Origin of the sequence: Stenotrophomonas sp. YIM B13575, from assembly GCF_042787595.1 — a bacterium.
Classification (GTDB): domain Bacteria; phylum Pseudomonadota; class Gammaproteobacteria; order Xanthomonadales; family Xanthomonadaceae; genus Stenotrophomonas; species Stenotrophomonas lactitubi_B.
This window is the reverse complement of record NZ_JBHZOP010000144.1, coordinates 1-9,506: the sequence shown is the minus strand read 5'-3', so window position 1 is coordinate 9,506 and position 9,506 is coordinate 1. Positions and strand designations below refer to the sequence as shown.

Genomic DNA, 9,506 nt, shown 5'->3' with positions numbered 1-9,506 from the left:
GTGTCGGAGTGCGGGGTGTCCGCGGCATGGATGCCGCGGCCAAGCCTACAGGGACGTACTTGCGGCGTCCCCGCACTCCGACACCGCCCCGCCACCCCACGGAATGCACGCTGTTGCTGTTGCTGTTGCTCCGGCCGGTAGCAGGTGCAGGGCGCAGCCCTGCTCGACCAACCCTCACACCGTGATGGTCTGGGTCAGCGATTCCCAGGTCGGCGGCACCGGCCAGGCCGCAGCCTGGTTGCCATCCAGCACCCGCCGCAGGTCGCGCGGGTCGATCTGCGGGGCCAGCACATGCACCAGCTCCAACGCGTAATCACGCAGCACCCGGTCGCGCGGCAGCACCGCCCAGGCAATGCACTCGGTGATCGGCGCCGGCGCCGGCCATACCCGCAGGTCTTCATCGTTGGCGCTGATCGCCATCTCGGCCAGCAGCCCCACCCCCAGACCGGTGCGCACATAGGTCTTGATCAGGTCCGCGTCCAGCGCGGTCAGCGCCAGATCGGGCACCAGGCTCTGCGCGGCAAAGGCGCGCTGCAAGGAAGAGTTGGGCCGGGTCGAGGATTCGTAGCTGATCAGCGGCTGGCGGGCCAACGCCGCCAGGTCCGGTGCGCGGCCGGCGCGGTCCAACGGATGCCCCTTGGGCACCACCACCAGCCGGCGCCAGCGGAACAGCGGCACGGCGATGCCATCGGTGGGTTCGCTGCCTGCAGTGCTGATGATCGCGATGTCGGCATCGCCCTGGTTCAGCCGGTCCAGCGCATCGGCCTCACCGGCCTGCTGCAGGTGCACGCTGACCTGGGGATAGGCCTGCTTGATGCGCGACACCGCCGGCGGCAGCACGAAGCGCGCCTGGGTGTGGGTGGTGGTCAGGATCAGCTGGCCCTGGCTCTCGCGGCGCTGGTTGGCCGCGTAGGTACGGATGTTGTTGGCCTCTGACAGCACGGCACGGGCGCGGCTGATCACTTCGGTACCCGCCGGGGTGACCGACTCCAGACTGCGCCCCTTGCGTACGAACAGCAGGAAGCCCAGTTCGTCCTCCAGCTGCTTGAGCTGCTTGGACAGGCCGGGCTGGGTGGCATGCACGCGCGAGGCGGCGAGCGTGATGTTCAGCTCGGCGTCGGCGATGGCAACCAGGTAGCGCAGCTGGGTCAGCGTCATGGCAGGCGGGCGATGTGGGGGGCGGAGGTCCACTCTAGGGTCAATTGCCGTCACCAGCTTATAACCAAAGGTTGTTTAAGAAAGGTATCTGGTCATTTCCGGGCGTCATATGCCGGCGCTACGGTCAGCCGGCAGCCGCTGGCCTGAACAGCCAGCCTTCTTCCCTTATGCCCGCCGAGCCCGGCGCGGCCTGTTCCTGGAGCGCTCCCATGGCCCTGTACGACTCCATCCTCGACACCATCGGCAACACCCCCATCGTCAAGCTGCAGCGGCTGGCGCCGCAGGGCGTGACCGTGTACGCCAAGGTTGAATCCTTCAACCCGGGCGGCTCGGTGAAGGATCGCCTGGCGCTGGCGATCATCCTCGATGCCGAACAGCGTGGCCTGCTCAAGCCGGGCGACACGATTGTCGAGGCCACCTCGGGCAACACCGGCGTCGCCCTGGCGATGGTGGCCGCCGCACGCGGTTACAAGTTCGTGGCGACGATGGTCGAGACCTTCTCGGTGGAACGCCGCAAGCTGATGCGTGCCTACGGTGCGAAGGTCATCCTGACCCCGGCCGCCGAGCGCGGCAGCGGCATGGTGCGCAGGGCGCGCGAGCTGGCCGAGGAGCACGGCTGGTTCCTGGCCAGCCAGTTCGCCAATCCGGCCAACCCGGCTTACCACCGCAACACCACCGCTGCGGAGATCCTGCGTGATTTCGCCGGCAAGCGGCTGGACTACTTCGTCAGCGGCTGGGGAACCGGCGGCACCCTGACCGGCGTCGGCGAGGTGCTGAAGGTCGCCCGCCCGGACACCCGCATCATCGCCACCGAACCGGCCGGCGCCGCATTGCTGAAGGGCGACGACTGGAAGCCGCACAAGATCCAGGGCTGGACCCCGGACTTCGTGCCCGATGTGCTCAACCGCAATGTGGTGGACGAACTGGTGACCGTGGAAGACGACCGCGCGATCGCCACCGCCCGCCGGCTGGCGGCAGAGGAAGGCATCTTCGTCGGCATCTCCGCCGGTGCCACCGTGGCCAGCGCTTTGGACGTGGCAGATCGCGCTGAACCGGGCGCGGTGATCCTGGCGATGTTGCCGGACACCGGTGAACGCTACTTCTCCACGCCGCTGTTCGCCGATGTCAATGAAGGTTCCGACGACGACTGGCTGGCCGGTCTGCCCTGATCACCGCGTTGTCGATGACAGCAGGATGACGCCCACCCTCGCGGTGGGCGTTTCCATTTGGGTAATCCTGACTGGGCATTGCCGTTGCAAGCGGACCGTTTCTCCAGGGAATCAGAAGCAGACCGCTTCGGAAACTTTCGTTTCGCCGCCTGCGGCGCTCGCTTCAGCCTGCGTGAAGGCACTGCCGGCCATCGTGCATGAACAGGGCGGATCGCAGTGCGTGAGACGGTCATGACGCAGCATCGATGCCCTGTCCCGCAAGATGCGGGTGCAGCCAGCGTGGGCACGGCGCGCAACAACTACAGGCAGGAGACGGACGCATGAAGATCGAAGTGTGGCAGGGCGACATCACGGCCCTGGCGGTGGATGCGATCGTCAACGCGGCCAATGAATCACTGCTCGGTGGCGGCGGTGTCGACGGCGCGATCCATCGTGCGGCCGGCCCCGGCCTGCTGGCCGAGTGCGAGCGTCTGCCGGAGCTGCGCCCCGGTGTGCGCTGCCCGACCGGTGAGGTGCGCGCAACCGATGCCTATGCGCTTCCGGCACGGCACGTACTGCACACCGTCGGCCCGGTCTGGCACGACGGCCAGCGCGACGAGCCGGCACTGCTGGCGAACTGCTACTGGAAGTCACTGCAGCTGGCCGAATCGCTGAACCTGCAGTCGATCGCGTTCCCGGCCATCAGCTGCGGGGTGTATGGCTATCCGCTGTACCAGGCGGCGCAGATCGCGGTAACCGAAACACTGGCCTGGCAGCGCAGCCACGCCCAACCGATGCGGATCGTGCTGGTGGCGTTCAACACGGCGACCGCCAAGGCCTACCAGCAGGCGCTGACGGCCGCGGGTCAGGTCGCCGACAGTGGGCGCGGGTCGCTGCTGCCGCCACTGGGCGATACCGGATTCGTGCCGGCGCATTGAAACAATGCGGGGCGTGTGGAAGAAAAAAGGCCGGGCATTGCCCGGCCTTTTCGTTTACATCCGTCGCGACAGCGTCAGTTCGTCACTTCGGCGGCAGCGTCGGCCGCCGCCGTAGCAGCCGCCGATGCCGCGGCCGAAGCAGCGCCGTCGACCTGCACGCGCACTTCCACCATGCCCGCTTCGTCGCTCAGGCTGGACACGTCCACGGTGTAGTGGCCGGCCGGCAGCGATTCTTCCAGGCGTGCGTTGGTGCCATTGCCACCATCGTCGTCCACCAGCTCCACGTTCGAACCGACCACGCGCAGCACCGTATCCACCTGGCTGGAAATCGCGTCCAGGCGCACATCCGCCGGACGCGGCAGGCTCAGCAGGAAGCGGCGGCGCCCTTCGCCATCGAGCATGGCGAACACACTGCCGGAGTTCGGCAGGGTGGTGCCATCACGCATGACCATGTTGGCCGGCAGCTCGGTGCGCTTGGCGGTCAGCTTGAAGGCGCCAGTACCGTCTTCGCCCAGGCTGCGCACGCGCAGGGTGTACTTGCCCGGTTCCAGCGGCATGCCGATACGCGAATTGGTGCCGTCACCGCCGTCGTCGTTTTCCGACTGTGCGCCGTTGCCGTCCAGCTTCAGCACAGTATCGAACGCATCCGATTCCAGGCGGATCTCGTACATGCCGGCCTTGTCCACCTGCAGGGTGTAATCCTGCGACTTGGAGACCAGCAGGTCGACGATCTCGCCTTCGGCCACCATCGGCTTGCCGTCATACGGCACCAGCTTCTCGGCGCGCAGGCGGTACGGGCCGAAGGCGGACGGGCCGTCGGCATTGATGGCTACCTGGTAGCTGCCGGTGCCATTGGCACGGAATGCCAGCGAGACGTCGTCGCCGCGCTCGTAGCCCGAGCTGCTGCTGGCCACCAGCACGCCATTGTTGAACACGGCGATCGAGCCGCGCAGCGCGCCGGTCAACTTGATGCCGACCAGTTGCTTGTCGTCCAGCTTCAGCTGGTACAGCTGATGGTGGCTGCCATCATTGAAATTGACGCCGCTGCGCGAGGTGATTTCGCCGGATACCGGCTTGTCGAACTCCAGCGAGGGGGCCTTGCCCACGTCCGGGCTGCCACCCATCCGGTTGCAGCCGCCGACAGCCAGCACCGTGGCAACGGCCAGCGTGATTGCGGTAATACGCATGTTTTTTCTCCTTGGCCTTCCATGTATGCCCCCACGCACTGGCCTGGCGTGCGGGAGGCGGCAACGATACCGGCAAAAGCAAACGCCGGCATGATGCCGGCGCTGCCCTGTTCAGTTCATGCTGCGGAACGACGGATCAGCCGTTCCACTTGCCCAGCGCGGCCTGGCCGTTTTCCTTGGCGCGCTCGTAGACGGTCTTCTGCGCGGCGGCGTAGTTGCCCTTCATGTCCTTGCCCCACAGCTTCAGAGCCGCCTGCTGCATGGCGCGGCCATAGGAGAAGCTCAGCGGCCACGGCAGGTGGCCCATCTGGTTCATGGCATTGAGGTGGGCGGTGGACTGCTCATCGCTCTGGCCGCCGGACAGGAACACCACGCCCGGCAGGATCGCCGGCACGGTGCTCTTGAGGCACATCACGGTCGACTCGGCCACTTCCTCGACGTCGGCCTGCTCGTCGCAGCCCTTGCCGGAGATGACCATCGAGGCCTTCAGGATGGTGCCTTCCAGCAGCACGTTCTGCTGGTACAGCGCGTCGAACAGCGAGCGCAGGGTGGCTTCGGTGACTTCGTAGCAGGTCTCGATGTCGTGCTCGCCGTCCATGATCACTTCCGGCTCGACCATCGGCACCAGGCCGCATTCCTGGCACAGCGCGGCATAGCGGGCCAGCGCATGCGCGTTGGACTCGATGCAGGTGCCCGACGGAATGCTCTCGCCGATGTTGATGACCGCACGCCACTTGGCGAAGCGCGCGCCCAGCTTGTAGTACTCCTGCAGGCGCTCACGCAGGCCGTCCAGGCCTTCGGTGACCAGCTCGCCCGGGCAGCCGGCCAGCGGGTGCGCACCCTTGTCCACCTTGATGCCCGGGATCATGCCGTGGTCGGCCATGTACTTGGCGAACGGCACGCCGTCCTTGGTCGACTGACGGATGGTCTCGTCGTACAGGATGGCGCCGGAAATGTGCTCGTTGAGCTTCGGCGTGGTCAGCAGCAGTTCGCGGTAGGCGCGACGGTTCTCTTCGGTGTTCTCGATGCCGACGCTGGCAAAGCGCTTGGCGATGGTACCGGTGGATTCGTCGATCGCGATGATGCCCTTGCCCGGGGCAACCATGGCCTGGGCGGTTTCAGCCAGCTGTTCGATGCTCATGTACTTCCTGTGGCGGGTGCGGGAAAAACGTAAGTATAGCCCCGCTACCCGTTGCCCCGACGTGGAGGCTCGGATGGAACCGGTTCCACTGTCTGTGCGGGACAGGAAATGTCCTGCCGGATCGGGTCAGAGCCCCTTCGGGGATCTGACCCCGGGTCGGACCCGCGCAGCGGCTCCGACCCGACGCGATACGTCTTACAGGTCGCCGAGACCGCTGGCGCGGCCGTCATCGCCCACTTCCAGCAGGCGCAGGGTATTGGTCGCGCCGTGGGTTTCCATGTGCTCACCGCTGGTGAACACCACACGGTCGCCGGCCTGCAGCATGCCGCCTTCCACCAGCAGGCGGATGCTGCCGCGTGCGGCTTCGCGCGGGGTGAAGCCACGGCTGTCGAAGTTGATCGGGAACACGTCGCGCATCAGCGCCATCTGCCGGCGTGCGCCGTCGTGGCGGGTGACCGCGAACACCGGTGCCGAGGCACGGAAGCGCGACAGGTAGCGGGCGGTACCACCGGATTCGGTCATCGCCACGATCGCGCGCACGCCCACGTGCTGGGACAGGAACATGGTGGCCATGGCAATGGCCTGGTCGGCACGTTCCAGGTTGCGCGGCGAGGCGCCGAAGTCGGTCTCGGTCTGGAACTGGCGCTCGGCGCCCAGGCAGATGCGCGCCATCGCTTCGACCGCCTTGACCGGATACGCACCGGCGGCGGTTTCGGCCGACAGCATCACCGCATCGGTACCGTCGATGACCGAGTTGGCCACGTCCAGCACTTCGGCGCGGGTCGGGATCGGGCTTTCGACCATCGACTGCAGCATCTGCGTGGCGGTGATCACCACCTTGTTCTGCGCCAGCGAGGCCTTGATGATCTTCTTCTGCAGGCCCGGCAGCTCGGCATCGCCGATTTCCACGCCCAGGTCACCACGCGCCACCATCACCACGTCACTGGCGTCGACGATCTCTTCCAGGTTCTCGATGGCTTCGGTGCGCTCGATCTTCGACACCAGCGCGGCGTAGCAGCCGTGCGATTCGGCGATCTCGCGTGCATCATTCATGTCCTGCGCGTTGCGGCAGAACGACACGGCGATGAAGTCCACGCCGATCTTGGCGACGATGCCGATCAGTTCCTTGTCGCGCTCGGTCAGCGCGCCCAGCGACAGGCCACCGCCCTGCTTGTTCAGGCCCTTGCGATCAGACAACGGACCGTCATTGAGCACGGTGTTGATGATGCGCTCGCCCTGCACTTCCACCACCTGCAGCTGCATCAGGCCATCGTCGAGCAGCAGCACGTCACCGGCGGTCACGTCCTGCGGCAGGCCGAGGTAGCTCACGCCCACCTGGGTGGCATCGCCGGGGCCGGCATTGGTGCTGGCGATCAGGTCGAAACGGTCGCCGGCCTTGAGATGCACCTTGCCTTCGGCGAAGCGCTCGATGCGGATCTTCGGGCCCGGCAGGTCGGCCAGGATGCCCACTTCCACGCCCACACGCTGCGCGGCGGCGCGCACATCGGCGGCACGCTTGGCCTGGCCGGACGGGTCACCGTGGCTGAAGTTGAGGCGCACCACGTTGACGCCGGCGCGGAACAGATCCTCCAGCACGCCCGGCGGATCGGTAGCCGGACCGAGGGTGGCAAGGATCTTGGTGCGACGCTGACGCTCGAACATGATGGATGGGCCTCTCCCGTTAAAGGACGGAAATTAGCACATCCTTCACGTCCCATGTATACGGTTACAGCCTTGTGCTGTCTGACTCTGCGGGACATCGCACGGACATGTTCCGGACATACGCTGGTCGATGGCGGCGGAAACGCCGCCGGGCAAGGCCCGGCGCGCGCCATCGTCTACCTCAGGCCAGCAATGCCAGCAGCTGCGCCGGATCACGGGCCAGCTGCCCGGCACCGGCCTCGGTCAGCTCCTGCTCGCCACCAAAGCCCCACAGCACGCCGACGCTGCGCAGGCCGTGGTGGCGTGCGCCCTCGATGTCCATGCGGCGGTCGCCGATCATCCAGCAGGTTTCCGGCGCCAGCTGCAGGCGGTGCAGCGCCTCGCCCACCAGCTGCGGCTTGCTGCTGCGCGAGCCATCGGGCGTTGAGCCGATCACGTCCTCGAACAGATCACCAAACGGCAGATGCTCGACGATGCGGCGGGCATGCGGTTCGTTCTTGGCGGTGACCACGGCCAAACGGTGACCCCGTTCGTGCAACGCACGTACCACCGTTTCGATGTCCGGATAGATGGTGTGCTCACGCCAGCCTTCCACGTCGAAGCGCTCGCGATAGAAGGCCACGGCCTGCTCGACCCGGTCGGCATCCCCGAACAGCGGCGCGAAGGTGGTGCGCAGCGACGGACCGATCCAGCCCAGCAGCGTTTCCTGCGGAGGCACCGGGTGGTCCATCTTCTGCAGCGCATAGGCGATGCAGGTGGTGATGCCCACTTCCGAATCGATCAGCGTGCCGTCCATGTCGAAGAAGAGCGTTGCACGCGCTTCTCCGTCCACCCGCAGGTCGACGCTCATGCGCCGCGCGCGGCCAGGGCGGCGACGGCCGGCAGGGTCTTGCCTTCCAGGAATTCCAGGAAGGCGCCGCCACCGGTGGAGATGTAGCTGACCTGCTGGGCGATGTCGAACTTGTCGACCGCGGCCAGGGTGTCGCCACCACCGGCGATGGAGAACGCCGGCGAGCTGGCGATGGCGCGGGCCAGCGCTTCGGTGCCCTTGCTGAAGGCTTCGAACTCGAACACGCCGACCGGGCCGTTCCAGACCACGGTGCCGGCCTTCTGGATCAGCTCTGCGTACTGCGCGGCGGTCTGCGGGCCGATGTCCAGGATCAGGTCATCCTCGGCCACCGCATCGACGGCCTTCACTTCGGCGACCGCGTCGGGCAGGAACTGCTTGGCGGTGACCACGTCCACCGGCAGCGGGATGTCCGCACCGCGCGCCTTGGCGTCGGCCACGATCTTCTTCGCGGTATCCAGCAGGTCCGGCTCGTACAGCGACTTGCCGACCTTGTAGCCGGCCGCCGCGATGAAGGTGTTGGCGATGCCGCCACCGACGATCAGCTGGTCGACCTTGCCGACCAGGTTGGCCAGCAGTTCCAGCTTGGTGCTGACCTTGCTGCCGGCGACGATGGCCAGCAGCGGCTTGGCCGGTGCGTCCAGTGCCAGTGCCAGCGCATCCAGCTCGGCCATCAGCAGCGGGCCACCGGCAGCGACCGGGGCAAAACGGATCACGCCATGGGTGGATGCCTGCGCACGGTGCGCGGTACCGAACGCATCCATCACGAACACATCGCAGAGGGCGGCGTACTTCTTCGACAGGGCTTCATCGTCCTTGCCCTCGCCGACGTTCATGCGGCAGTTTTCCAGCAGCACCAGCTGGCCCGGCTGCACGTCGACGCCGTCGACCCAGTCACGCACCAGCGGCACTTCGCGGCCCAGCAGCACCGACAGGCGCTCGGCCACCGGCGCCAGCGAATCGGCTTCGCTCCACACGCCTTCCTTCGGGCGGCCCAGGTGCGAGGTGACCATCACCGCCGCGCCCTGCTCCAGCGCGCGCTTGAGCGTCGGCAGGGAAGCGGTGATGCGCTGTTCGGAGGTGATGCGGCCATTCTCGATCGGCACGTTCAGATCCTGGCGGATCAGCACGCGCTTGCCGGAGAGGTCGAGGTCGGTCATGCGGACGATGGACATGGGCAACTCTTTGGCTCTGGAGATGGGATGCCGGTTTGCGGCAGATGGTCATTGTATCGGGTGGCGATGCCTGCGGCAGGCAGAGGCAACAGCAGGTGCAACGGCAACAGCAACAGCAACGGCCAGAGCGCTGGCGCTTCGTGGTGCTGTGGGTGGGCCGGGGCGGTGTGGGTTGGCAGGGGACGCCGTGAATCCGTCCATGGAGGCTTGGTCGCCGCATCCATGCGGCTCACACCCCTGCCAACCCACA

Annotated in this window: 8 protein-coding genes; 2 read left to right on the top strand and 6 right to left on the bottom strand. The window is 66.8% G+C overall.

Annotated elements, in window-relative coordinates; all coding sequences use genetic code 11:
- Positions 1 to 174 precede the first annotated feature (174 nt).
- On the bottom strand, positions 175 to 1,158 hold the full coding sequence (locus ACFX4F_RS18900) for a LysR family transcriptional regulator (RefSeq protein ID WP_099820854.1): 984 nt from the start codon (positions 1,156 to 1,158) through the stop codon (positions 175 to 177).
- A 209-nt stretch (positions 1,159 to 1,367) separates the two neighbouring features.
- On the opposite strand from ACFX4F_RS18900, the gene cysK reads away from it, so the two are divergent.
- Both cysK and ACFX4F_RS18890 read left to right on the top strand, forming a co-directional pair.
- On the top strand, positions 1,368 to 2,327 hold the full coding sequence (gene cysK / locus ACFX4F_RS18895; protein WP_099820853.1) for a cysteine synthase A: 960 nt from the start codon (positions 1,368 to 1,370) through the stop codon (positions 2,325 to 2,327).
- Between the two features lie 320 nt (positions 2,328 to 2,647).
- Positions 2,648 to 3,244 (top strand): O-acetyl-ADP-ribose deacetylase, encoded by a 597-nt coding sequence (locus ACFX4F_RS18890; RefSeq protein WP_099820852.1) that lies wholly within the window; start codon positions 2,648 to 2,650, stop codon positions 3,242 to 3,244.
- Positions 3,245 to 3,318: 74 nt separating this feature from the next.
- On the opposite strand, the gene ACFX4F_RS18885 is transcribed toward ACFX4F_RS18890, so the two are convergent.
- The 5 genes from ACFX4F_RS18885 to ACFX4F_RS18865 all read right to left on the bottom strand — a co-directional run bounded on the left by ACFX4F_RS18885 (position 3,319) and on the right by ACFX4F_RS18865 (position 9,256).
- Positions 3,319 to 4,431: an ABC transporter substrate-binding protein gene (locus ACFX4F_RS18885; protein WP_380657796.1), complete on the bottom strand. Its 1,113-nt coding sequence runs from the start codon at positions 4,429 to 4,431 to the stop codon at positions 3,319 to 3,321.
- A gap of 136 nt (positions 4,432 to 4,567) precedes the next feature.
- Positions 4,568 to 5,572, bottom strand: coding sequence for a class I fructose-bisphosphate aldolase (locus ACFX4F_RS18880; RefSeq protein ID WP_100460198.1), 1,005 nt, complete (start codon positions 5,570 to 5,572; stop codon positions 4,568 to 4,570).
- A gap of 195 nt (positions 5,573 to 5,767) precedes the next feature.
- Complete coding sequence (gene pyk / locus ACFX4F_RS18875; protein ID WP_089236630.1) at positions 5,768 to 7,234, bottom strand: pyruvate kinase; 1,467 nt, start codon at positions 7,232 to 7,234, stop codon at positions 5,768 to 5,770.
- A gap of 181 nt (positions 7,235 to 7,415) precedes the next feature.
- Positions 7,416 to 8,084: an HAD hydrolase-like protein gene (locus ACFX4F_RS18870; protein WP_380657793.1), complete on the bottom strand. Its 669-nt coding sequence runs from the start codon at positions 8,082 to 8,084 to the stop codon at positions 7,416 to 7,418.
- Entirely contained in the window at positions 8,081 to 9,256 is a 1,176-nt protein-coding gene (locus ACFX4F_RS18865; RefSeq protein WP_099820848.1) for a phosphoglycerate kinase, read from the bottom strand. Before ACFX4F_RS18865 ends, ACFX4F_RS18870 begins: the two co-directional genes overlap by 4 nt.
- Positions 9,257 to 9,506 lie beyond the last annotated feature (250 nt).

What these genes read in the sequence shown, in the direction of transcription:
- ACFX4F_RS18890 (WP_099820852.1), top strand. Translation starts at nt 2,648, where the DNA reads ATGAAGATCGAAGTGTGGCAGGGCGACATCACGGCCCTGGCGGTGGAT.
- pyk (WP_089236630.1), bottom strand. Translation starts at nt 7,234, where the DNA reads ATGTTCGAGCGTCAGCGTCGCACCAAGATCCTTGCCACCCTCGGTCCG.
- cysK (WP_099820853.1), top strand. Translation starts at nt 1,368, where the DNA reads ATGGCCCTGTACGACTCCATCCTCGACACCATCGGCAACACCCCCATC.
- ACFX4F_RS18865 (WP_099820848.1), bottom strand. Translation starts at nt 9,256, where the DNA reads ATGTCCATCGTCCGCATGACCGACCTCGACCTCTCCGGCAAGCGCGTG.
- ACFX4F_RS18870 (WP_380657793.1), bottom strand. Translation starts at nt 8,084, where the DNA reads ATGAGCGTCGACCTGCGGGTGGACGGAGAAGCGCGTGCAACGCTCTTC.
- ACFX4F_RS18885 (WP_380657796.1), bottom strand. Translation starts at nt 4,431, where the DNA reads ATGCGTATTACCGCAATCACGCTGGCCGTTGCCACGGTGCTGGCTGTC.
- ACFX4F_RS18900 (WP_099820854.1), bottom strand. Translation starts at nt 1,158, where the DNA reads ATGACGCTGACCCAGCTGCGCTACCTGGTTGCCATCGCCGACGCCGAG.
- ACFX4F_RS18880 (WP_100460198.1), bottom strand. Translation starts at nt 5,572, where the DNA reads ATGAGCATCGAACAGCTGGCTGAAACCGCCCAGGCCATGGTTGCCCCG.